We start from the raw sequence: 26614 nt of genomic DNA, 5'->3' as shown, positions 1-26614 counted from the left end.
GCGCAGTCAAATATTGGGGCATCTGAATGAGTTAAGCGACACTAAATAATATATGCTATTTTCCTTCACAATTATCTTCCCCACTGAAAACCACAAACTCATAGATATATAATATTTCCTACCTCAGCGACCATCTTTGTACGCTTCACAAAATAGATAATTTCTTCCATATTTTTCCTCTTTACAAAACAAAATACCCCACCAAAAAAGGCACTATATCCCTTTCAGACACAGGGATTTTTATGCCTGAAGTCTCAATTCATTCGGGGTAATACAAAAGCACGGCTAAAACTTATCTTAAATCTTTCAATGCAATAAGCACAACGGCACCTGACATACACCATGGGAACTGGCTTCAGCCGTTTAGGTGATCCCGCTACGTTCACTGGTACTTTAGAGTGACTTACATAGTGTTAAATATGGCTTAAGTTGCGCTTTCATTTTTTCCTGTCTATATCATCAATAGTCTCTATTTAATAAACGACGAGCCTATGACCCTGAGAATTAACTAATTTCGATTCCGCACCGGAAACGCCCTGTTTATTAACAATCACTGTCATCAATTTTTTGATACAGGCCTTTTTTTCGCCAATAAATCGCGAAGGGCCTTTTACACCTAAAAATTTTGCTTTCGGTAATCAACACATTACGCCGGGCAACTGACTACCACCACGTTCATCGCGAATGGAGTGATAACAATGCGTTCAATTTTAATTATCTCTAAATTAACCGGCGTTAAAAACAACGTCGAAGCCTCTGAAATCACCTTAAAAGGCCCTTCAATTGTCGAGCTAAAAATTGAACGTGAAGAGGTCGCCAGCTACACGCGTTCAGGCCAGGATCTGGTGATCAAACTCCATTCCGGCGAAACCATTACCATCAAAAACTACTACGCCTTTGCCGACCAGGGTGGCAACCAGCTAGTGTTGGAAGGCCATGACGGCGTGCTTTGGTGGGTTCAGGATCCAGAAACCGCAGCTCACTATGAGCAAATTGCCAATATTGACGCGATCATGACCGCTACGGGCGCACATGCCGAAGGCGGCGCAATATGGCCTTGGGTGCTGGGTGGTCTGGCCGTTGCCGCGGGCGGTGCCATTGCTGCAGCCTCAAGCGGCGGCGGTGGGCACTCTGATAGCGGCACCAACCCAGGCAATCCTGGCAGACCAGACGTTACTCCACCGCCGGCACCTACCGGTCTTGCCGTCTCCGCAGACGGCAGAACCATTACCGGTAATGCCGAAGCGGGATCCACGGTCACGGTAAAAGATGCCAGTGGCAACGTTATTGGCACCGGTACTGCTGGCACCGACGGCAGCTTCACCATCACCCTCACCTCGCCACAGATAACAGGCGAAACGCTGACCGTCACGGCAACAGATCCTTCTGGTAACACTGGTCCAGGTGCCACTATTACCTCACCGACTATTCCGCTGCCGGACGAACCTGGCATTACAGGTATCACGAACGATCATCCGAATGCGCCTAACGGCGGCAACGTAGGCAATAACTCCCCAACCAACGACAATACTCCCACGCTGAACGGCACCGGTCAGGCCGGTACCACGGTACATATTTACGACAACGGCGTGCAGATTGGCACCGTTGTGGTCGGCGCCAATGGGACCTGGAGCTTCACGCCAGGCACTGCTTTGGCTGACGGCACCCACTCTTTCACCGTCACGGCGACAAATGAAAGGGGCGAAAGCGCAACCTCTCCGGCCTATACCATCACCATTGACACCGTGCCACCTGCGGCTGCAACCGATCTGGCCGTTAGCCCAGACGGCGATACCCTGACCGGTCATGCTGAAGCAGGATCCACAGTTACGGTAAAAGATGCCAATGGCAACGTGATAGGCACTGGCACGGCGGGCACCGATGGCAGCTTCACTATTACTTTGACCACCCCGCAGATAACCGGCGAAATACTGACCGTCACGGCGACCGATCCCTCAGGTAATAGCAGTCCTGGTGCCACCATTACCGCACCGAATATCCCGCTGCCGGATGAGCCAGCTATCACCGGCGTAATTAACGATAACCCGGGAGCACCTAACGGCGGCAACGTAGGCAATAACTCCCCAATCAACGACAATACTCCCACGCTGAACGGCACCGGCCAGGCTGGCACGACCATTCACATCTACGATAACGGGGTACAGATTGGGACTGTCGTGGTAGGTGCCAGCGGAACCTGGAGCTTTACCCCGGGTAGCGCGCTGGCCGACGGCTCCCATGTGTTTACTGCCACGGCGAGTAACGAAAGGGGCGAAACCGCCCCATCCCCAGCGTATACCGTCACCATTGACACCGCCCCTCCAGGGCCGGCCACCGGTCTGGCCGTTAGCCCGGATGGGGAAATCGTCACCGGCCATGCCGAGGCGGGTAGCACCGTCACCATTAAAGACCCGAACGGCGTAGTCGTCGGGTCAGGTACTGCCGATAACAATGGCAATATCAGCATCACCCTGACCACGCCGCAGGTAGACGGTGAAACATTGACCGTGGTCGTCACCGATCCGGCGGGCAACAACAGTCCTCCGGCCAACGTGACCGCGCCGGACGTACTCCCGCCGGTATTGCCGGTGATTACCGGCGTTCTTGACGACGTCGCGCCAGTCACCGGTAACGTAGGGAACGGGCAGTCAACCAACGACAACACGCCAACCCTGCAGGGTACCGGGCAAGCCGGGGACACCATTCATATCTATGCCAACGGGAGTGAGATCGGTACCACTAAGGTCGCCCTGGACGGCACCTGGAGCTTTACGCCAACCACACCGCTGGTGGATAACGCCTACATTTTCACCGCTATGGCTTCTAACGTTCGGGGAGACAGCGGCACGTCAGTCAGCTATACCGTGACTGTAGATACCGCCGCGCCTGCCGAACCGACCGGCCTGCTTGTCAGCGCTAATGGCGAGACATTAACAGGCACCGCAGAACATGGCAGCACAATCACCATCAAAGATGCGAACGGGAACGTGATTGGAACCGGCACTGCCGATCCTGTGACCGGGGCATTCACTATTACCCTGACCACACCGCAGCTCGACGGCAGCCAGCTCAGCGTCACGGCAACCGACGCGGCAGGCAACGTCAGCCAGCCGGGAGAAGCCACCGCGCCGTTCTTCCCGCTGCCGACCATCCCTGTGATTACCACCATCATTGATGACGTTCCGCCGATCGTTGGCACCGTACCCAACAATCAGCCAACCAACGATCAGACCCCAACTCTGCAGGGGACAGGCGTCGTCGGCGAGACGATTCATATCTTTGATAATGGCGTAGAGATCGGCACCACCATCGTGCTCGTGGGAGGGATCTGGACCTTTACTCCTGTCGCCAATCTGCCCGACGGCCCGCATAGCTTCACCGCCACAGCCTCGAATATTCGCGGCGATAGCGGAAGCTCCACGTCCTACACCGTCATTGTCGATACCGTCGTGAATCCGCCGGTACTCGATCAGATCCTCGACACGGTGGGCTCTATCACCGGCCCTATCGGCAACAACGGTATTACCGATGACAGTAAACCGGCCTTCAGCGGCACCGGGGAAGCAGGCAGTACCCTGACTATCTTTGATAATGGCCTGCCCATTGGGCAGGTTACCGTGGGTAGCGACGGCAAATGGAGCTTTACGCCTTCTCTCGCCCTGGCCGATGGACCGCACGCGATTACGCTGCAGCAGACCGACCTCGCGGGCAACATCAGTAGCGTGACCGTCGGCCCAACCTTCACCGTGGACACCCTTCCACCGGTGGCGGTCACCATTGACACCGTGAGCCTGGACGGCACAACCGTGACCGGGACAGGTGAGGCCGGTGACACCGTGAAAGTTGTCGGTCCGAACGGCGTGGTACTGGGTACGGCACAAATTGACCAAACCGGGCACTTCACCCTGACCCTCACCCCGGCCCAAACCCATGGCGGCACGCTGACTGCCCAGGTGCAGGATGCGGCGGGTAACATGGGGCCGGATACCACCTTCCCGGCGTCAAACTCCGGCTTCCCGACCATTCCGGTTCTGGTTTCGGTCACTGACGATATCGGCCCTATCCAGGGGCCGCTGACGAACGGTCAACCAACGGATGACAACCGCCCAACGCTGAGCGGTACCGCAGAGGTGGGCTCCACCGTTACTGTCTTTGATAACGGCCTGCCTATCGGCATCGCAACAACTGACGCCAGCGGCACGTGGACGTTTACACCGCTGCTCCCGCTGATTGATGGCCCGCACAACTTCACCTTTACTGCCACCAACGGCAGCGGCACCAGCGGAACATCCTCAGGCTTTAGCGTCGTCGTGGACACCACGCCTCCGATACTGCCCACCGGGCTGGCCGTCTCTAACGACGGGACAACGCTCACCGGGACAGCAGAAGCCAATAGCAAGGTCACCATCACAAACGCCAGCGGCACCGTGCTCGGTACGGCCACAGCGGACGGTACCGGCCACTTCAGCGTGACGCTCAACCCACCTCAGCTTAACGGGGAGATCTTAACCGCCAAAGCGACCGACGCGGCGGGTAATACCGGGCCAGGTGCCGCTATTCCTGCCCCGGATCACACGCCACCGAATGCCCCAACCGGGCTTGCCGTCAGCGCGGATGGTCTGCATGTGACCGGTACCGCCGAACCGAACAGTACCGTCACCGTCTGGGACGGTAACGGCAATGTGATTGGGGTAGGCGTTGCCAGCGGCACTGGCACATTTGATATTTCCCCGCTCACGCCACCGCAGCTAAACGGCCAGACGCTGATGGTCACCGCGACGGACGCCGCGAACAACGTCAGTACGCCTGCCGCCGTCATTGCCCAGGATCATACGCCGCCTGCGCTGCCGACCAACCTCACCTTCAATGAAGACGGCTCGGTACTGACCGGTAAAGCCGAGGCTGGCAGCACGGTGAAAGTAACCGATGCGCTGGGCAATCCGTTGGGTCAGGCCGTTGCCGGGCCAGACGGCAGCTTTAGCATCACCCTGACAACCCCGCAGGCGAACGGCCAGCTGGTGGAAGTGAACGCCACGGATGCCGCCGGGAATATCGGCCCGAATGCGCCGGTCACCGCCCCGGATATCACCCCACCGAATATGCCGATCATCGGTTCCGTGGTCGACAATGTGCCTGAGCATACCGGTAACCTGAATAACGGCGACCTGACTAATGATGATAAACCGACGATCTCCGGTACGGCTGAAGCTAACTCAACCGTGAAGATCTACGACAACGGGACGCTGATCGGCACGGTTAGCGCCAACGGCAGCGGAGCCTGGACCTTTACGCCGACCACCTCTATTGGCCAGGGCCTGCATAGCCTGACGGTGACCGCCACCGATGCCGCCGGGAACGTCAGCCAGCCGAGCGCCGCCTTTAACATCAACGTAGACTCCATCGCTCCTACCGCCCCGGCGATTACCCAGGTGCTGGACGATGTGGGTACCGTTACCGGACCGGTCAGCAATAACGGCGCCACCAACGATCCGACGCCAACCCTTAGCGGCAGCGGTGAGCCGGGTTCAACCATTACTATTTACGATGGGCTGAATCCGCTGGGAACCACTACCGTAAGCGGCGACGGGACCTGGACATTTACGCCAACCACGCCGCTGCTGGATGGACCTCACTCCTTTACCGTCACGGCTTCAGATGCCGCCGGAAACGTCACCGCACCTTCCGCGCCGTGGAACATTGAGCTGATCACAACCCTGCCAACCGCGCCGACTATCGGCGAAATAGTGGATAACGTTAACCCGGATACTGGCCCGATCTTGCCTGGTGGCTCAACCAACGATCCTCAACCCGTTATTAATGGGACAGCAGGCGCCAATGCGGTCGTAAAAATTTATGACGGCACAACGCTTATCGGTACCGTCACGGCGGATGGCACTGGCGCATGGACATTCCAGCCAACTCAGCCGCTGAGCGAAGGCTCGCATACCCTGAATGTTTACGTAACGGATGCGGCCGGAAACACCAGTTCTGCAGCCGTGCAGATTGTAGTTATCGACACCGCGCCTCCGGGAGCCCCTTCCATCGACGGCGCTCTGGGCAACGTCGCCGGCGCGCCAGTCACCCTGGTTAACGGCGGCAGCACCCAAAGCACCGAGCCGGTACTCTCCGGTAAGGGGGAAGTGGGGGCCACCATCAAGCTGTACGCTGACGGCGGCGCCACGCCGATTGGTACTGCAGTTGTCGATGCCGACGGTAACTGGAGCATCACCCCAACTTCTCCTCTGGGGAGCGGGACGCACGTCTTCACGACTACGGCAACGGATGCAGCAGGCAACACGGGGATGCCTTCTTCTGGCTTCACGCTCTCGGTTTACGCAACGCCTCCGGCTCAGCCAGCGGCACCAGTCGTGACCGATAATGTGCCTCCGGTGGTCGGTCCCGTCGCGCCTGGCGGCAGTACCAATGACACCACGCCAACCTTTAGCGGGACCGGCGTAGCGGGCTCAACCATCAACGTCTACAACAACGGGAACGACCTGATCGGCACCGCCACCGTGCGCTCCGACGGAACCTGGAGCGTGACCCCGTCAACGCCGTTCACTGAAACGACCTATAACATTACCGTCCAGGTGACCGATCCGGCGGGCAACATCAGCCTGCCGTCAGCCCCGATCGCGATCACCGTAGACACAACGCCGCCGGCGGCACCGACTATCGGTACCGTAGATGACGGCGTGGGTCCGGTGACCGGGCCAATTACCAACGGCATTACCGATGATACGAAGCCGGTGTTCCACGGCACGGGTGAAATCGGCGCGACCGTCACGCTCTACAACGGCACCACGGCGATAGGCTCTGCGGTAGTGGATGGCTCAGGTAACTGGACCATTACGCCGAATACCGCGCTGAACAACGGCGTGAATACCATCACCGCGGAACAAACCGATAAAGCCGGTAACGTCAGCGGGCCATCCACCGATTATGTACTGACCGTCGATACCGTGCCGCTCACCGCGCCGGTCGTCGTGGAAATCATTGATAACGTTGGCCCGATCCAGACCCCGCTGGTCAACGGCAGCTTCACCGATGACACCACGCCAACCTTTACCGGTACCGGCAAAGTCGGCAGTACAATCACGCTGTACGACACCAATGGCACGACGATTCTGGGTACCGGTGTCGTGGCCGCCAATGGCACATGGAGTATCACCACCTCCGTGCTGCCGGAAGGCGCACACAGCATTACCATCAAAGCGGTGGATGACGTCGGTAACAGCGTGGGGCCTTCTGCGCCAATTGTGATTAACGTCGATACCACTCCGCCACCAAACCCTGTAGTGCTGCCGATCACCGACCCTACCGGTACGCTTGTAGCCGGTACCGCCGAACCGGGGGCAACGGTTATCATCAAAGACTCCAGCGGCAACGTGCTGGGCACGGCTGTGGCTGACACTGTTTTGGGCACCTGGACCGTTACGATGTCCCCGGCTCAAACCACCGGCGCAACCCTGACGGCTATTGCTCAGGATCAAGCGGGTAACCAAAGCGCGGGCATTAACTTCACCGCAACCACCTCCATCCTGCCGCATCCGCCAACCATCGATCTGGTAGACGATAACGTGGGTGCCGTAACCGGTAACGTCGGCAACGGCAAATCGACCGATGATACTTTACCAACCCTGAGTGGTTCTGGCGGCGCCCTCGGCGGGGTCGTACATATCTATATTGATGGACTGCTGATCACCTCCGTACCGGTCGGCGCCGGCGGCACATGGACGTATCAGCTCACCACGCCGCTGACTCAAGGCCCGCATACCTTTGCCGTGAGCCAGACCGTCGGTCTTGAGACCAGCGGCCTGTCTCCGCTCTACACCATCATTGTCGACACCACGCCACCAGCCCAGCCGGTGATTGTCTCCGTGGTAGACGATGTAGTAGGCGGCGTAGTCGGGCCGTTAACCAATGGCCAGGCCACGAACGACCCAACGCCAACCCTGAGCGGTACGGCGGAAGCTGGCAGCACGGTGAACATTCTCGATAACGGCACCATCATCGGTACCGTCACCGCGAACGCCCTCGGCATCTGGACCTTTACGCCAGGCACTAATCTTGGCGAGGGTTCTCACACCCTGACCGTCACGGCGACGGACGCCGCCGGGAACGTCAGCCTGCCGTCCACCGGCTTTGTGGTGAACGTCGATACGCTGGCCCCGGCCACCCCGCTGGTCGTCTCCGTCACCAACGACATCACTTCCCAGCCGATAACGTCCGGCCAGCCGACTAACGACAATACGCCAACCTTCAGCGGTACCGCCGAGGCGGGTACCACGCTGACCTTCAAGGACGGGAACGTGGTGATCGGCACCGTAACGGTACCGGTGGGCGGGAACTGGAGCTTTACCCCAACGGTTCCTCTGCTGGATGGCAGCCATAATATCACCGTAACCGCCACGGATGCGGCAGGCAACGTCAGCGGCCCAAGCGCAGGGTTCAACGTGGTGGTCGATACCGTGCCGCCTGTAGTGCCAGTCATTCTTTCGGTCATCGACGACCAGACTCAGCCAGGCACTAACCTGCCGCTGATCAACGGCCAGTTGACGAAGGACACTCAGCCAACCCTGAGCGGTACGGCGGAAGCCAACGCCACCATCACGGTGAAAGACGGCAATAACGTGCTGGGAACCACCCAGGCGGATGCGCTGGGCGTCTGGACATTTACCCCTTCCGCACCGCTGGGCCAGGGGACACACACCCTGAACGTTACGGCGACGGATGCCGCAGGTAACGTCAGTAACGCGGCTTCGTTTGGCGTGAACATTGACTCTGTCGCACCGAACCCACCGGTGATCGTCACCGTGCTGGACAATACCGCGCCGGTGCTGGGGCCAATCACCAACGGCCAGGCCACCAACGAAACCCGCCCTTCCCTGAGCGGGACGGCGGAGGCCAACGCCATCATCAAGGTTTACAGTGACGGCAACCTGATTGGTACCACCATTGCCAACGGGTCTGGCGCGTGGACGTTGACCCCTGTGGCCGCGCTCGGCAACGGGGCGCATACCTTAACCGTAACCGCGACCGATGCGGCTGGCAACGTCAGTAATCCGTCCAGTGGCTTTGCGCTGACGGTGGATACTATTGCCCCGAACGCGCCGGTCATCAGCACCGTGGCGGATGCCGTCGGCCCAATCACCGGCAACTTGTCTAACGGCCAGGTCACCGACGACACCCGTCCGGTGCTGACCGGTACCTCTGAGGGCAATGCTACCGTCAGCGTGTACGACAACGGCGTTCTGCTTGGCACCGTCCAGGCAGATGCGGGCGGAGCCTGGACCTTCAGGCCATCCACACCGTTGATTAACGGTGGCCATGCGCTGACAGTGACCGCGACGGACGCTGCGGGCAACGTCAGCCTGCCGTCAACACCGTTTAACGTGGTGGTAGACACCATTGCGCCTTCCCAGCCGATTGTGGTGCAGGCCTTCGATGATGTCGGCCCGGTTCAGGGGCCGCTGGTCAGCGGCCAGACCACGGACGACACTCAACCGGCGTTCAGCGGCACAGCCGAAGCGAACTCCACCATCAATATTTACGACAATGGCAACCTGATTGGCACCGTAACCACCAATGCGCTGGGGTCCTGGACCTTCACGCCGGGTACGGCACTGTCGCTGGGCCAGCACGTATTCACCGTCACCGCGACCGATGCGGCAGGCAACACCAGCGTACCTTCGGCTGGCTTTACCCTGACCGTCGCCAGTGGCGTGTCGAATACGCCGGTGCTGACCTCCGTCGTCGATGACGTGGTTGGCGGCACGGTAGGCCCGTTGACCAACGGCCAGGCAACCAACGATCCGCGTCCGACCCTGAACGGGACGGCGGATGCCAACAGCACCATCAAGATTTACGATGGCGGCAACCTGATTGGCACCGTGACGGCCAACGCCCTGGGCGTTTGGGTCTTTACCCCGCCGACCACGCTGGCAAACGGCTCGCATACCTTTACTATCACCGCGACCAACGGTGCGGGCGTAGTCAGTAGCCCAACGGCAGGCTTCACCATCGTGGTGGATACCGTGGCGCCGAACCAGCCGGTGATTACCTCCGTGGTGGATGATGTCGGCCCAATCACTGGCCCGGTAGGTAACAACCAGCCAACGGACGACACTCGTCCTACCCTGAACGGGACCGCCGAAGCCAACGCCACAATCAATATCTTTGATAACGGCGTGCTGCTGGGCACCACCACGGCGAACGGCAGCGGCGTCTGGACCTTTACGCCAACGCTGCCGCTGCTGCAGGGCAACCATTCGTTTACCGTGACGGCAACGGATGCGGCCGGGAACGTGAGTACCTCGTCTGTGCCTGCCGGGATCGTGGTTGATACCATTCCGCCGCTGGCGCCAACCGGCCTGACGGTCAACGCCACCGGTACCGTAGTCACAGGCCTGGCTGAAGCCAACAGCACCGTGACCATTACCTCTGCCACAGGCACGGTGCTGGGGACGGCGAAAGCGGACGGGAGCGGTAACTTCTCTATTACGCTCTCGCCTGCGCAGACCAGCGCTCAGTCGCTGCTGGCCTTCGCGCAGGATGCCGCCGGGAACATTGGCGTCTCCGCGAGCTTCACCGCACCGTTTACCGGCGTGCCGGGGCTGCCAGTGATTACCAGCATCGTGGACGATGTTCTGCCGAAAACCGGCATCGTCGGCAACGGGCAGAGCACCAACGACACCCGACCGACGATCAACGGCACCGCCGAGGCCAACGCCACCGTTAAGATTTACGACAACGGCGCGCTGCTGGGGACGGTTACCGCGAACGCCAGCGGCGTCTGGACGTTTACCCCGACCGGCGCGCTGGGTGATGGCGTGCACGCCTTTACCGCCACGGCAACCAACGCCAACGGGACGGGCGGCGCCTCTCTGCCGACCTCGGTGATTGTCGACACTATTCCACCGCTGATCCCAACCGGGGTTATCAGCGCCGACGGGTCGACGATCACAGGCGTAGCGGAAGCTAACAGCACCGTGACCATCACGCTGCCGGGCGGGATCACCGTCACCGGCACGGCGAATGCGTCCGGCGCGTTCAGCATCACGCTGCCGACTCGCCAGATTGAAGGGCAGTCGCTGTCGATATCTGCCGCGGATGCGGCGGGTAACGTCTCTCCATCGCTCTCGATCACAGCGCCGATTCTGCCACTTTCGGCCAGCAGCAACGTGGTCGATCTGGCGCTGACCAGCAACGCAGACATCACCACCTCGCACTACAGTGGCTATGGCAACCTACTGATTGGCGCGCTGGGGAACGTGGCGTCGGTTCTGGGCAGCAATACTGCCCAGGTCGGCTTCACCATCGGCAGCGGAGCAACGGGGCATATCACCATTAATGCCGCCGCCACCGGTGTGGTACTGTCATTGCTGAATACGCTGGAAATCGCTATTCAGAAATTTGACGCGACCACTAACTCCTGGACGACGGTTGTCGACTCCTCCCTGCCGCAGTTCCTGAACCTGCTGACCCTGGGCGCTACCGGCGTTACCCTGAACCTTGACGGACTGGGCGAAGGGCAATACCGCGTGCTGGGCTACAACACCAGCCTGCTGGCCACCGGCGCGGCGACCAACCTTGCGGTGACCGTCGAGCAGACCAGCGCCGGCGTGGTCAGCGGTACCACCACCTCAAGCGGGAACGTCATTACCGATCCGGGCCCTGGTGGGGCTGTGGACAACGCCCCTACCGGCACCGTGGTCACGGCGATTACCGATGGCCAGGGCGTCTCCCATACGGTTGGCGCTGGCGGACTGGATATTCAGGGTAAATACGGCACCCTGCATATCAACCAGGACGGCAGCTATACCTACACCTTAACCAACACCTCGGCAGCGGTCCTGGGCCGCACCGAGAACTTTACCTACACGATTACCCACAACGGCGTCAGCGACTCTGCACAGCTGGTTGTCAGCCTGGGCAACGGCGCCCCGGCCAGTACGGTCACCGCTACGGATAACACCGGATCGCTGACCTTCGGCACTGATGTGGTCGCCGTTGACCACGGAGCTTCACAGCAAACAGGTCTGTCGGTGCTGAGCGTCGGTCTGGGGAATGTGGTCAACCTCAACCTGTTGGCTAACATGACCAACCCGATTCTGTTTGATGTCGCAGACGGATCGACCCGCACCATGACGCTGCAGGCCAGCGTGGGCGGGGTGGCGCTGCTTTCCACCTTCGACCTGTACATCTACAAGTTCAACGTGGCGACCCAGCAATACGAGCAGTTCCAGGTGCAGAAAACCTGGCTGACGGCTCCGCTGTTGGGCGGCTCGTCGGGCCAGCTGACCGTCACCCTGGGCGGCGGGGACTACCTGTTCCTGCTGATGAACGCGAGCGGTGTCTCACTGCTGACCAGCTACACGCTGAATATCCTCCAGGATCACACCTACGCGGTCGACAGCCTGGCGGCTTCAACTACCGGGAACGTGATGCAGGACGATGTCGCTCCGGCAGGCAGCTTGCTGACGGCGGTGAACGGCGTGGCAGTTTCCGCGACCGGTACCACCACCATCAACGGTAAGTTCGGGACGCTGACCATTGATGCTCACGGCAACTACACCTACACGCTGAAATCCGGCGTGGGAGCCGACAGCATCAATACGCCAGACAGCTTCGTGTACACCGTGACCGCGCCAAACGGGGATACCGGTACCGCGTCGCTGAACATCACCGCCACGCCGCATACCGTGGATGCCGTGAACGATATCAGCTCCATCATGGCTATCACGTCGACGCAGAACACCGCGGCCTACGCGAGCGCCAACGTTGGGTCAGCCTCCTGGAACACGGCGCTGTTGGCCTCTACCCACGGCAACGGCAGCGGCACCTTTAACATTGCGGATAACACCGTGCTTAGCGGGGCCAATATTGTGTTCAAAGTGGCTTCCGGTCTGGTATTAGGTGGACTGTCCGTCAGCTGGACGCTAAGCGACGGTCAGGGTCACACCTATACCGGCACCTTTAGCGGCAGCGCCCTGCTGGGCGGCACGGCAACCATTCCAATCACCGATCTGCACTCTGGCACCTGGACGCTGAGCTATGTCGGGAACATGGGGCCATTGGGGCTGGGCACGATCACCATCACGCCAACGGTCACCGGGACGTCAAACCTGCTGGATAGCTTCACGGCGCAAAGCACCATCGTACACGGCAACCTGTACGACGGGACTGACTCCGCAGGTGCGTCTGACCAGCTTGGCAGCGTGCATACGCTGATGACAATTACCGGCGCTAACGGCAGCTCGGCCACGCTGAACCCGATGAGCAACAGCGACGCGGTGGCCACGATACAGGGGCAGTACGGCACGCTGAAAATTGGTATCGGCGGCGACTACACCTACACCCTGAATCCGGGGGTATCGCCGGGGTCAATCACCAACAAAGAGGTCTTTACCTACGCTCTGAACGATCAGAACGGGCATACGGACACCGCCACCCTGACCATTAACATGAACCCGCAAATCGTCAGTACCGCATATGGGGACATCATCACCGGTTCTTCGGCCTACGCCGATACGCTGGTGTACCACGTCCTTGCGGGCGGCGCGGCCGATGGCACGGGCGGCAACGGATCGGACGTCTGGAAGAACTTCTCGCTCGCCAACGGGGACCAGATCAACATCCACGACCTGCTGGTCGGCTGGAACGGTCAGACTTCATCGCTGGGTAATTACCTGAGCGTGGCAAGCGTCGGCAACAACACGGTGATTTCCATCGACCGTGACGGCACCGCCGGCACATACCACTCAACCACTCTTGTCACTTTGGAGAACGTGCACACCACACTCGATGAGCTGATCCAGAACAACCACATTGTTGCCTGATAGTAGTTGCGATAAATCCCCGGGCGCGCAGACGCCCGGGGAATAAGACAAAAACGCAGTGCCATTTATTAGGGAAAAAATATGGGAAAATTACGGCCTGTTGCGTTATGGCTGGCTTGCGGTCTGTTTTCACTCCAGGCCTGGGCCGACGACGCGCCTACTTCTATTACGACTCAGGGTCTGGCTCAACAACAAGAGCTCCCCTCACTCGATGGCTCCACTGCCCTCCCGCTGAATGCCCCTGCGCCCGGAACCTTAACGCTGAACGACGCGGTCAACCGCTCCGTCACCTGGCACCCCAGCATTCGCGAAGCTATTGGCAAACTCTCCAGCCAGTCTGAACAGATCAACGTCGCCAAATCGAAGTACTACCCGCAGATCAGCGCCGGGATGAACAACGGCTACACCAACACCTACACCAACAGCGGCTACAGCCCGTCGCTGGTGCTTTCGCTGTCCCAGATGCTCTATGACTTCGGCAAAGTCGCGAGCCAGGTCCGCGCCGAAACCGCCGGGGAAGCGCAGGCCCAGGCCAACGTACTGGTGAGTATTGACACCGTCGGGCACGACACCGCCTCGGCGATGGTGCAGGTGCAGCTCTGGCAGCAAATGGTCGACATCGCCAAAGAACAGCTGGACGCGCTGACCGCCATTGGGCGCCTGACTCAGGAGCGGAACGACCAGGGCGCAACCTCGATGTCCGATGTGGTGCAAACCGACGCGCGTATCGAATCCGCCCGCTCGCAGCTGATCCAGTACGAATCGAACCTCGACAGCACCCAGGCGACGCTGATGAGCCAGCTCGGCTGGACCAGCCTCAACAAAGTCAGCCCTGATTTCCCGCAGAAGCTGAATAACAGCTGTAACGTGGCGAAGCCGGACGATCGCCTGGTGCCCGCCGTCCTTGCCGCCTGGGCGCAGGCCAACGTGGCGCAGGCCAACCTGGACTACGCCAATTCGCAGATGACGCCGACCATCTCGCTGGAGCCGTCCGTGCAGCACTACCTGAACAATAACTATTCAGGCAGCGAAGTACTGAACCGCACGCAATACTCGGCGTATATCCGCGTCGAAATGCCGATTTACCAGGGCGGTGGCCTGACGGCACGCCGCAACGCCGCCAGCCATGCGCTGGAAGCGGCGCAGTCCGGTATCGACCGGGTTCGGCTGGACGTGCGCCAGAAGCTACTGGAATCCCGCAGCCAGGCCATTAGCCTCGCCACCGCGCTCCAGGTGCTGCAGCGCCAGGAACAGCTGAGCGCCCGCACCCGCGAACTGTACCAACAGCAGTACCTCGACCTGGGCTCCCGCCCGCTGCTGGACGTGCTCAACGCCGAGCAGGAAGTCTTCCAGGCGCGCTTCGCCCAACAACAAACGCTGAGCCAGCTCCATCAACTGCAGCTTAACTGCCTGTATAACACCGGCAAATTACGCACTGCATTTGGTCTGGAACACCGCAACATCCAGTCCCTGGAGATTCAGCCATGAGCCAGACAGCCTCTCCCACTGGGGAGTTTTTAAGCGAACAGGCCCTGACCCAATGGGCCCACGCCATCAGTCACGTCGCCGGGCACTACCGCGTGGTTTGCTCCCCCGGCACCATTCAGGCCAACGCCCCGTGGTTCAAAGACAAAACTAAAGTCGCCGCCCTGACCCAACTTTCACGCCAGGCCGGCCTGTCCTTCCATATGCTGGGCAACACCGAAAAAGCGATATCCCAGTGGCGGCTACCGGTGGTGGTGGACTTAGCCAACGGCCAGATCGCGGTGATCGAACAGTTTGACGGCGAAGACACCGTGGATATCTGCTACTTCGACGACGAACGCCACACCAACCGCCAGTCGCTCAGCAAGCTGCTGCCGGAGATCCGCTTTGTGGCCGCCCTGCGCCCGCTCTCAGCGCTGAAAGACAGCCGCGTCGACGCCTATATCTCACGCTTCAGCCCGGACTGGATGAAAGAGCTGATCATGCTGGACATTCGCCCTTACGGCCCGGTAATGCTGGCAGCTTTTTGGGTGAACGTGCTGTCGCTGGCCGGGATCCTGTTCTCGATGCAGGTGTACGACCGGGTGATCCCGGCCCAGTCGTATCCGACGCTCTACGTGCTGGCGACCGGGGTCCTGATCGCCGTGGTGTTCGGCTTCATTCTGAAAGTCACGCGCAGCAACATCATGGACGTGCTGGGCAAGCGGGCCGACATGCGTATTTCGGATCGCGTCTTTAGCCACGCCCTGCGGCTGCGCAACAGCGCCGTGCCCCGCTCCACCGGCAGTTTTATTTCTCAGCTGCGCGAGCTGGAGCAGATCCGCGAGATGATCACCTCCTCAACCATCTCGACGATCGTCGACCTGCCGTTCTTTATCTTGTTCGTTGGGGTACTGGCGATCATCGCCCCGCAGCTGGCGTGGATCGCCCCGGTCGCCGCCATCGTGATGGTGCTGCCCGGCCTGCTGCTGCAGAAAAAGCTCGCCACGCTGGCCAACCAGGCCGCCCACGAATCCACCCTGCGCAACGCCGTGCTGGTGGAAAGCGTGCAGGGGCTGGAGGACATCAAGCTGATGCAGGCGGAAAACCGCTTCCTCCAGCAGTGGAACAGCTACATCCGCATTACCGCCGAGTCCGGCCTGAAAACCCGCGAACTGACCCAGGGCTTAATCAGCTGGGGGATCACCATCCAGAGCCTGGTGTTCGTGGTGGTGGTGCTGTTCGGCGCGCCGCTGGTCATTGAAGGTGAAATGACCACCGGGGCCATGGTCGCCGCCTCGATGCTGGCCTCAAGGATGATTGCGCCGATGGCCAACCTGTGCGGCGTGCTCGCCCGTTGGCAGCAAGTCAAAGCCGCCAAACAGGGGCTGGACAGCATCATGCAGCTGCCGGTGGAAACCCAGCGCGATGAAAACCTGATCCACAAGGACATCCTCCACGGCCACTACCTGTTTGAAAGCGCGCAGTTCAAATACCACAGCGAAGATCCGCGCATTCCGCTGCGTATTGCCCGCCTTGAGATCCAGCGCGGCGAGCGCATTGCCGTGCTCGGGCGCAACGGGGCGGGTAAATCCACGCTGCTGCAGGCGCTTGCCGGCGGGGTCGATCTCGCCAGCGGCGAAGCCCGGCTCGACGATCTCGCGATGTCGCAAATCGATATGGCGGATCTGCGCCGCAACATCGGCTTCCTGAGCCAGAACGCGCGGCTGTTCTACGGTACGCTGCGGGAAAACCTCACCCTCGGTGCACCGCACGCCAGCGACGAAGCTATTTTCGAGGCGCTGGACGTGAGCGGCGCGAGCAACTTTGTGAAGCACCTGCCTAAAGGCCTGGATCACCCGATCATGGAAGGCGGCAGCGGGCTTTCCGGCGGGCAGCGTCAGTCGATCCTGCTGGCGAGGATGCTGCTGCGCTCGCCCAACATCGTGCTGCTCGATGAGCCCACCGCCTCGCTGGACGACCATACCGAACGGGAATTTATTCAGCGGCTGAACCAGTGGCTCGGCCACCGCACGCTGGTCGTCGCCACCCACCGCGTGCCGGTGCTCGAACTGGTCGAACGCGTGCTGGTGCTGAAAGACGGCCAACTGGTAATGGATGCACCGAAGGCGCAGGCGCTCGGCGCCGCAAGACCGGCACAGGCTCAGGCCCCGGCCGCCGCCCAGACACCACCGCGGGAGTGGAACAATGAAAACCAGTCAGCATGACGTCACCATGGATGACCCGGACATCCAGCGCGAAAGCGAATTCTCCGGGGCGAGCCGCATTATCCTGCTCATCACGCTGCTGTTTGCTCTGTTCGGCGTCTGGGCGTGGTTCGGCACGCTGGACGAAGTCTCCACCGGCACCGGGAAAGTAGTGCCGAGTTCCCGCGAGCAGATTTTGCAGTCGCTGGACGGAGGGATAGTCACCGAGCTGCTGGTGCACGAGGGCGATAAAGTGCAGGCCGGGCAAATCGTCGCCCGCCTCGACCCGACCCGCTCCGAGTCCAACGTCGGCGAAAGTACAGCTCGCTACCGTGCTTCTCTGGCCTCCAGCGCGCGGCTTTATGCGGAAGTGAACGACCAGCCGCTGAAGTTCCCGGACTCGCTCAAAGCGTTCCCGGACCTGATCGCCTCTGAAACCCGGCTGTATAAAACCCGCCGGGCGCAGCTGAACGACTCCGAAGCCGAGCTGCGGGACGCGTTAACGTCGGTCAACAAAGAGCTGGATATCACCCAGCGACTGGTGAAAAGCGGCGCGGCGAGCCACGTGGAAGTGCTGCGCCTGCAGCGGCAGAAAAGCGACCTGGGCCTGAGGATCACCGACCTGCGCTCGCAGTATTACGTGCAGGCGCGCGAGGCGCTGTCGAAGGCCAATGCCGAAGTGGACATGCTGGACGCCATCATCAAAGGCCGTGAGGATTCGGTGAACCGCATGACCGTGCGCTCCCCGGTGCGCGGCATCGTGAAGAACATTCAGGTGACCACCATCGGCGGCGTTATTCCGCCGAACGGTGAGATGATGGAGATTGTGCCGGTGGACGATCACCTGCTGATTGAGGCTCGGCTCTCCCCGCGCGACATCGCCTTTATCCACCCCGGCCAGCGCGCGCTGGTGAAAATCACCGCCTACGATTACGCCATTTACGGCGGGCTGGAAGGCACCGTGGAAACCATCTCCCCGGACACCATTCAGGACAAGGTGAAGCCGGAAATCGTCTACTACCGGGTGTTTATCCGCACCAACCAGGACTACCTGGTGAACAAAGTCGGCCACCATTTCTCCATCTCACCGGGGATGGTGGCCACCGTGGACATTAAAACCGGGCAGAAAACCATCGTTGAGTACCTGATTAAGCCGTTCAACCGCGCCCGCGAGGCGCTGCGCGAACGTTAATTGACCGCCTATCCCGCTGGTGCTGAAGGAATTTTGTACGCCTGGCACTCAGCGGGATTTCTCTTTAGACGGCTGGTCACGCGCGTAATAAATCTGTTATACTCGCCGGTACACATTGGGGCTGATTCTGGATTCGACGGGATTTGCGAAACCCAAGGTGCATGCCGAGGGGCGGTTGGCCTCGTAAAAAGCCGCAAAAAAATAGTCGCAAACGACGAAAACTACGCTTTAGCAGCTTAATAACCTGCTCTGAGCCCTCTCTCCCTAGCTTCCGCTCTTAAGACGGGGATCAAAGAGAGGTCAAACCCAAAAGAGATCGTGTGGATGCCTTGCCTGGGGTTGAAGCATTAAAACTAATCAGGATAGTCTGGTAATGGCGTGTCTGTCCGCAGTTGCCCGGCGAATGTAAAGACTGACTAAGCATGTAGTACCGAGGATGTAGAAATTTCGGACGCGGGTTCAACTCCCGCCAGCTCCACCAAAATCCTTTGTTGACGGTTACCAGAGCCCGATACGAAGTCCTGAAAGCCCGCATGGCGTAAGTTATGTGGGCTTTTTTGTGTCAGTTATCTCTATAAGAATTGCTGAAAACCACTACTTATGACCTACCTTTTAGATAGGCTGAGATCACAGTATTGCTCAGCTAACTACCCTACTTTTATCTAGCACTGCAAGTTTCTTCAATCCACTTCTAATTAGTGTTGCTGCGATTCAGATTAGTGATACTACACATGATTTCTAGTAGCTATTCATTCGCAATAAAACAGTGCATCATTCTAAATATTTAAAAAATGTAACCCTATGCCTGATAGGGCTATCATCATATGTAATGAAAGGGATTGATTATGAATTATCGTTTTAACCTTCCATGGAAGTTTTACTTTTCACTATTAGCCGTCTTAATAGTTGTCACATATGTATGGGATCAACTTAATGACGACTATCTTAAATTTAATATAAAATTAATTTCTTTAGTATTTTTTCTCATATGTGTTTTTAGTGCACTGCAATTAAGAAATGGTAAAGCTGAACCTTATAAAAATATTTTAAACGCAATATGGAATATAGAAACCGCATTTGTTTTTGTATATGCAGTCTCTATTGTTTACGCAAAAATCCTATATGGAACCGAACCAACTACCAGCTTCACTAATTGGGCTGAAAGCAATCCTAAAACTTTCATTTTACTGACTCACTCGTTAGGCTCAGTAGCGATTGCGCGAGCGGCATTTGCATTCACTGATATCTTCAAAGTTTCAATATTAAAACTGCATGAAAAAACCTCAACCCCATCAGAAGATACCCAAGCCAAGAAAGATACTTACGTATCCAATTATCAAAAATCCGAATCACTTACACCGGATGAAGTGCAAGAAAAACAGAGTTGTGACGATATCAATCAATGACTCAACATAACGCCCCCCCCCCCAAAAAAATAGACATAAGCTATTTACTCCGTGTAGAAAAGCTTTTGAGCGTGCAGTGATACGAGCTGGTATAGACTTGCCCGAGGGGCAATGCACCCATGTACTGCGCCATACATTCGCCAGCCATTTTATGATGAACGGCGGAAACATACTCGTTCTTAAAGAAATCTTAGGGCATGCCGATATAAAAATGACGATGATTTACTCACACTTTTCACCTGATCATCTTGAAGATGCTGTTACTAAAAACCCTTTTCATAATCTATATGGCTTTTAAAAATGGACATTAAAAACTCTATCATAATATTGGCGGTATACATAATCATTTTAGCATCATTTATTACTCTTATAGTATTTAAACGATGGTACAAACTAGACCATAAGAATTTATTCTCTCAGGAGCTTTTTTGGTTTGCAATATTAACACCTGTTTTTAGTTTTTTTTACTTTGGAATTTTTTCATGGAAAGGCCATCTGCCACAATTTGACAACGAAGGAATGAATAATTTCATAGCGATTTCTAAACTTCCATTACTTTTGCTAGCATCATCAGTACCGCTCGGCGCTATTGTCACTAATCTTCATAGAACTTATCAAACAGAAGCTCAAATAAAAACTGCCGAAACCAAAAATCAAACAGATGGTTATTATGCTCATAATAAGTATCACGTAGAGTTTCTTGGGAAGGTTAATTATAGCAAGAGAGTAGTAAAATCTGAAAATGATAAAACAGAACAAGCAAACAATTTAAATTTATCCGTCGCCCAACCTCACAGCTTGTATAAAAGATTATTCCCAGACTCATCTCCAACACTAGGACCACAATATACACCATCTAATTCAACAATAAAAAAAATCAATATATTATTAGATAATAATATAAACGCGTTTAAGGCATTAGATAGCAACTATTACATTAACACAATAGGTAATGGTGTTGATGAAAATAATAAAGAACTAAAGAAAATAAGAATAACCCTGCTAACCCTGTGCGCTTTTTTATATTTAAATGATGACATTAAAGATATTACTATAATTGATACAAAAAGTCGAAATCCAAAATTATGCATGATATTTACTATATTAAGGATGAGACTTATTTGTATTAAAATTAGCGTGGTTCTATTAGAAATCCTTGATATATATGGAATTAATAAACAGAGCCATCCTGACTTGATAAATAAAGTGAAAAGCTTTCGTAGCAGCGCTAAAGAAGCAAGGCTCATTTTAGATCAAACACCATTGCCAGCGCGTTCAAAACCCTTGAAAGGGGTTTTAACTTCTATAAATGAAGCTGAGACAGCTTCTACGCAGGAAGATAAACATTCAAGCGAACAGCCTGCAAAGTCTCTCACTGAACCATCCAGTGAATAACAGAGTAGGATTTAGTAGTTCACCTACACAAATGTTGTAGGAGGTAAGACTTTGCTTGGCGGCATTTTGGCGGCAGGGCATTAAAAATGAGTAAAACGGAAGAATACCGAATAATACTAACCCACTGTTTTTAACAGTAAATGGCTGTTTTTACTATACTAAAAATGGTATGTAGAAATTTCGGATGCGGGTTCAACTCCCGCCAGCACCAAAATCCTTTGTTGACGGTTACCAGAGCCCGATACGAAGTCCTGAAAGCCCGCATGGCGTAAGTTATGTGGGCTTTTTTGTGTCTGCAAACGTGCTAACGTTGCGATCAAAAAAATTTCCTAAGCTAATGCGCTCTTTAGTCATATCACACCTGTCCGTTCCAACTTGTTGTCTTAATGAATAGCAGCTTCTGAGTTTCGTACGCCCTTCAGAGCCTGAAGGCACTCGATGGGCAGAGATCGATCTCGATACCAAACTCTGGACGATCCAAGCCGAATGGATGAAGGCTAAGCGTGAGAACATTGTCCCTCTATCTGCTCAGGCATTAGAGATTCTGGAAGTGATGAAACCAATCAGCGCTCATCGTGAACATGTTTTCCCGAGCAGGACTAATATAAAGCAAGCGATGAATCGTCAGACAGCTAATACAGCGTTAAAACGGATTGGATATGGCGGTAAATTAGTTGCACACGGACTAAGGTCTATTGCAAGTACTGCATTAAGCGAAGCTGGTTTTAATCCCAACGTGATAGAAGCAGCATGAGCTCACACAGATAAAAATGAGGTTAGAACCGTTTAACTTACCTAGAACAGCGAAAGCCACTTATGGAGTGATGGGGATATACCGTTAATAAAAAACCGTAAAACTAAATATGCCCGTCTAACTGACGGGCTTAACTATTATTTCTTTGCGGAAATTTTCTTGTTTATAAGTTTGAATAGATTCTCAAACTTGCTCATTACTTCTAATGATAGAAAATCATCATTCGCATCTTTCAATTTAGAAAGGAACAATCTAGCTGGCTTAGCTTTCACAAATTTCTTTTTATTTAACTTTAAAGCTTCCTCTGCCTGTTTGGTCACTCTTGGAATCTTATCATTAAAAACCAACACCTCACTCAACTCAGACGCATACGACTCTGTTATGAGAGATCTAAACATATCTGTCTCAAACAAATCCTCTATATCAACTTCTGTGTTTTCACCGTCCTGAACCTCAGATACAAAAATAATATTTTTTTGGCCAATCATTCTCCCGTTAATGATTTCAACCGAAGTTTGACGACTGTTTCTTTCATCATCTAAAAGCAGCACAACATTAAGATTCTGAGATGAAAGCAAGGATACTAAATAAGATACTTTCTGAGCCCCTCCTGCAGGAGTGATTGTAATATTCTCATTCAATCCAACCATCCCCTTAGAAATGAGGTACTCAGATAAAGAAGATAAATACCAGTAATCAGTTACACCCTCAACAATTAGGTTATGAGAACCAATAAACAATGACTGAGTAATATCATACCCTAATGCTGCCTGAAGGGGAAATAGGGTCGTAGAGTCACCACTGGGATCATTTGTAACCTGTGTCCCGTTCTCCTCTGAGAGTGAAACAGTCTTAATAGCAGAAATATCTTTCACAGGAACCAAAAATGGTGAATGCGTTGAATATATAATTTGGTTAGAAAAATCATCAATTAAATGATTTAACAAGTCCCCTTGCGATTTGGCGTGGAGGTACAAACCAGGTTCATCTAATAAAATAATCGCATTCTCGGCATTTCCGCCATGAGTATCTGCACAAAAAGTAATATAGAATGAGAAAAACCATTTAAAGCCACGACTCCGCTCATCTAAATTAACTTCAACATCATATCCACTATTATGATCAGATACGTAGGTATGGAAATAATCATTATCAAGATTAAATCTTATTTTCAGTGGCTTATCTTTCCATAATCGATGTATTTCTTGTGTTACTACCGCACCAGCACGATTTGCTAACTGATTCCTCACCTCAGGATCATTTTTATTTTCATGCAATTCCTCAGGTTTGATGCCTGCAACTTTGCATAGTTTATCGAAATTGATATCAGCCTTATTGTGATTGCCTTGGCGCTTTCGTTCAAAGTATTGCCCTAAGTTTTGATGCCCTTCAAGCTCTGGATATTCATCAACATAGATGAAAACAGGCATAGATTGAATTATCCAATCTCGTGCCTTTTGGCTTAAAGACGCGTCATTTTTTATGACGCTTACCAACTCACTCATAGATTCAATGAAAGTTTCATTTTCTTCTTTGATCACTAAATCATATTTATCTATAGCTTTATTCAAATCATTAAATTTTTCCCCAACTTTGTTAGACCAGGATAGAACCCCTTCATTGTCAGCTGGCAAAATTTCAGAAACCAAGTTTCTAAAATAAGCTACAACAGTATTTTTTTCAGCATCTTCATACTCATTTCCATCTATTGAGTTCTCTATGTTCAATAGAATCTTATTTAATTTCTTTTTAATTAAAGCAGGGTCATAATCAAACGGCTCAAGATTTGTTAAGCCTATCAATCTTACCTTGCCATAGTTTCTGGAAATACTGACTATTTTGCTATTTTTTGCCCTTGGATAAATATTCCCCAATTGTTTTAATTCTGAATCAGTTAATTCCCAATTAGACTCAACCACTCCAGTCGAATCACCACACTCTTCTAGTCTTCGATTTCTCGGGAAGTTTTTAATTTTATCAAGAATGCTAAATTCTTCTGCTGGCTTTAAACTATAAAGTGCCGATAGCAAATTGGTTTTGCCGCTTTCATTTCTACCAAGTATTGCTGTTAGTTTATCAGTTGTTATTAAGCCACTATCAAAAATAGAGCGATAATTTTTTATCCTGAATGAAATCAATTTCATATGAACCTCATTTTATATATGCTACTGCTAAGGTAGTTAATGTTGAAATAGCTGCAAGAAATATCGCCAGCCACAATTTAAGACTGTTATTTCTTTCATCAATTGACAACCGTCTACCTTGCTCTTCCACTGCGATCATTTTAGTAACAAGATCTAGCATCATACCTAATTCAGCTGGCTCAACAGGTGGGGACTCTCGTGAACCATCATCGGCATTTCGTCTTCTTCTTGCATATCGCAAATGAATCATAAAAAGCGGTTCTCCTTGAGTACTAAGGTTTCCCGACCGCCTAAAAAATGCCGGGTATGACCGCAAAACTCTTTCGACTTCATTTATATCCATCCCAAGACTGTCGGCTATATTTCTTGGTGTTCTACTATTCCATTTCTCATGGGCACCTAAATGCTGAATGAGGGCAGTAAGATAATGAAAATCTTGTGTAAAAGAAGGAACTGATTTTTTATTTTTACGCCTAAACAATATAACTCCTCCATGACATCAAATGTATAGTTATATAACTTTCATTTCAACATCCAACCAACTCATACTATTGATCGAATTCTACCTACAAATCAAAGGGATGATCATGGTTTTTTATTCTATTTCGCAGTTTCTGAAAAGATATATCAAATAAATGCTAAGAGCCTATGGCGCGCAATGCTCTCCCCGCCACGCCTGCCCGCTTTATAGGTCGGTTTTAATGCAGGTGCATGAAGGGACTCAGGCCGCGCCAGCACTGGTGCGGCAGGGTGTGAAAAAATACGGGGAATAAATGCAAAACCATGCAGCGTATGCATGCATGGTTATTTTTATTAAATAAAAGCGGATTTTCGGGGCGTTTTATGCGGATTTTTTGCTGTTCTGCGCGGCCTGTTGCTGCATGAAAACCAGGCTCAGTGTCTGGCCTGATTATCTGTTCGGGATGCCCTATCAGGCCGGAACCCGATGGCCGTCAGAATATCCCGGTCATCCTCGGCATAGTGCACCACAATTCAGCTTGCCAGATGAACAGTTCCATTTTTTGCCGCTATGGAATGGTGTGCTTAACTTTCCCATCACCAGAGTTCAATACCACACAATAAGTAACCGGCCAGTCCGGAGCTCCCTGGATAGAAAAGTCAGGGAAATTCGTAAAAGTAATCATAGAATTTGCCTGGTAGGCAGTCAGAGTCCGTTTAAATTGATTCGCAACAATATCAGCAAGCTCTGGTGAAGAAAGTGCAATAACGTTGATAGTACTGGCATCAATTCGACGTGTTTCTCCCGTTTCGTCTGTTGTCGCAGTCACACGGTACTGAATAATCAAATTGGGGGTTTTATCGCCAGGTTGGCTGAAGATCTCGTCGGTGGCAAATACTCTCGAATTTTCTGACCGTGATACCAGTTTTGAACGTGTAGTACGTTCAACGGTAACCCTTCCGGCATCACTATTTGATTCCCAAGAAACCTTGCATTCGATCTTATTTCCAGGTTTCAAACTGCTATTGAAACGTTGAATATCCTCATAAGTGGCGCTGTAGGCTGAAAAAGCTGCGAATAGCAATATCGGGAAAAAAATCCCTCTTAATGCTGAATTGAGCGATGTGTAACTATCTACAATCATTATATTTTTATTTTTCCCCAGTTGTTTTTCTAATAGAAATCAAGTCACCACAGCTTCAACTTTTCCCCTGTAGATCCATCCATATTTTTTCTGCGAGGTGCATTCCATTTCCCTCCCTTATTTCCCAGTCAAACAGGGTGCCACGGTATAATACCCGAATGAAATAAGCAGTTTTCAGCAAAGAAAATAAACCCAAAGAAGCGCGATTAAGGCAGGCGGCAACCCGCCCTAACCGCTAATCACAACCAACTGAAAGAGAGTTGACTATGACTGAAGAGCATAATAAGCCAGAGAACCACATCCCCACAACAACAAGGACTTATACTGTGGGCTACATTCGAGATTCGAAAAAATTCCAGCCTTCACCCGCCATAACGTTGAATGGGTTCTGGCTTGCGGAAGCGGGTTTTGATACGGGCACGAGCGTGGAGGTGCGGGTTCTGCCGGGCTGCCTGATATTAACGGCCAAAGAGCCACTGCCGCCGGTGGAAGAACCGGAGATCATGCAGACCCTGCGCAAGGTGTGTAAGTTTTCCGCCCGCAGGCAGAAGCAGGTCAAAGCGTTTATCGAGGACGTGATCGCCCCTAAACCGCCGGTGCGTTAACG

At 54.1% G+C, this 26614-nt stretch carries 9 protein-coding genes, 1 other RNA gene and 3 pseudogenes; 9 read left to right on the top strand and 4 right to left on the bottom strand.

The window, feature by feature from the left end; translation table 11 throughout:
* Positions 1-698 precede the first annotated feature (698 nt).
* The 8 genes and pseudogenes from F3J28_RS20015 to F3J28_RS19980 all read left to right on the top strand — a co-directional run.
* Positions 699-13841: a BapA/Bap/LapF family large adhesin gene (locus F3J28_RS20015; protein WP_166879128.1), complete on the top strand. Its 13143-nt coding sequence runs from the start codon at positions 699-701 to the stop codon at positions 13839-13841.
* A gap of 81 nt (positions 13842-13922) precedes the next feature.
* On the top strand, positions 13923-15329 hold the full coding sequence (locus tag F3J28_RS20010) for a TolC family outer membrane protein (protein ID WP_008458187.1): 1407 nt from the start codon (positions 13923-13925) through the stop codon (positions 15327-15329).
* Positions 15326-17533 (top strand): type I secretion system permease/ATPase, encoded by a 2208-nt coding sequence (locus F3J28_RS20005; protein ID WP_166879125.1) that lies wholly within the window; start codon positions 15326-15328, stop codon positions 17531-17533. The genes F3J28_RS20010 and F3J28_RS20005 overlap by 4 nt, the downstream gene beginning before the upstream one ends.
* A gap of 7 nt (positions 17534-17540) precedes the next feature.
* Entirely contained in the window at positions 17541-18704 is a 1164-nt protein-coding gene (locus F3J28_RS20000; protein WP_166879252.1) for an HlyD family type I secretion periplasmic adaptor subunit, read from the top strand.
* 117 nt (positions 18705-18821) lie between these two features.
* Positions 18822-19185: a transfer-messenger RNA gene (ssrA, locus tag F3J28_RS19995) on the top strand.
* 846 nt (positions 19186-20031) lie between these two features.
* Positions 20032-20408 (top strand): annotated as a pseudogene (locus F3J28_RS19990) (tyrosine-type recombinase/integrase); the annotation flags it as partial.
* 2 nt (positions 20409-20410) lie between these two features.
* The gene (locus F3J28_RS19985) at positions 20411-21505 is read left to right on the top strand and encodes a hypothetical protein (protein ID WP_166879123.1); all 1095 of its coding nucleotides are present in this window, start codon (positions 20411-20413) and stop codon (positions 21503-21505) included.
* A 298-nt stretch (positions 21506-21803) separates the two neighbouring features.
* Positions 21804-22330, top strand: a pseudogene (locus F3J28_RS19980) (tyrosine-type recombinase/integrase); the annotation flags it as partial.
* 66 nt (positions 22331-22396) lie between these two features.
* Here the strand turns inward: F3J28_RS19980 and F3J28_RS19975 are convergent.
* The 4 genes and pseudogenes from F3J28_RS19975 to F3J28_RS19960 all read right to left on the bottom strand — a co-directional run bounded on the left by F3J28_RS19975 (position 22397) and on the right by F3J28_RS19960 (position 26007).
* Entirely contained in the window at positions 22397-24403 is a 2007-nt protein-coding gene (locus tag F3J28_RS19975; protein WP_166879120.1) for an AAA family ATPase, read from the bottom strand.
* Positions 24404-24410: 7 nt separating this feature from the next.
* A complete protein-coding gene (locus F3J28_RS19970) occupies positions 24411-24884 on the bottom strand; it encodes a hypothetical protein (RefSeq protein ID WP_205247260.1) in 474 nt (157 codons plus the stop codon).
* Positions 24885-25244: 360 nt separating this feature from the next.
* Positions 25245-25390: pseudogene (locus tag F3J28_RS22645) on the bottom strand (phage polarity suppression protein); the annotation flags it as partial.
* 41 nt (positions 25391-25431) lie between these two features.
* Positions 25432-26007, bottom strand: coding sequence for a hypothetical protein (locus tag F3J28_RS19960; RefSeq protein WP_166879117.1), 576 nt, complete (start codon positions 26005-26007; stop codon positions 25432-25434).
* A 266-nt stretch (positions 26008-26273) separates the two neighbouring features.
* On the opposite strand from F3J28_RS19960, the gene F3J28_RS19955 reads away from it, so the two are divergent.
* Positions 26274-26612, top strand: coding sequence for a SymE family type I addiction module toxin (locus F3J28_RS19955; RefSeq protein WP_166879113.1), 339 nt, complete (start codon positions 26274-26276; stop codon positions 26610-26612).
* The last annotated feature ends 2 nt before the right edge of the window (positions 26613-26614 follow it).

It is taken from the genome of Enterobacter sp. Ap-1006, assembly GCF_011752835.1.
GTDB lineage: Bacteria > Pseudomonadota > Gammaproteobacteria > Enterobacterales > Enterobacteriaceae > Cedecea.
The sequence above is the reverse complement of the archived record's forward strand: the minus strand, read 5'-3'. Positions and strand labels throughout refer to the sequence as shown.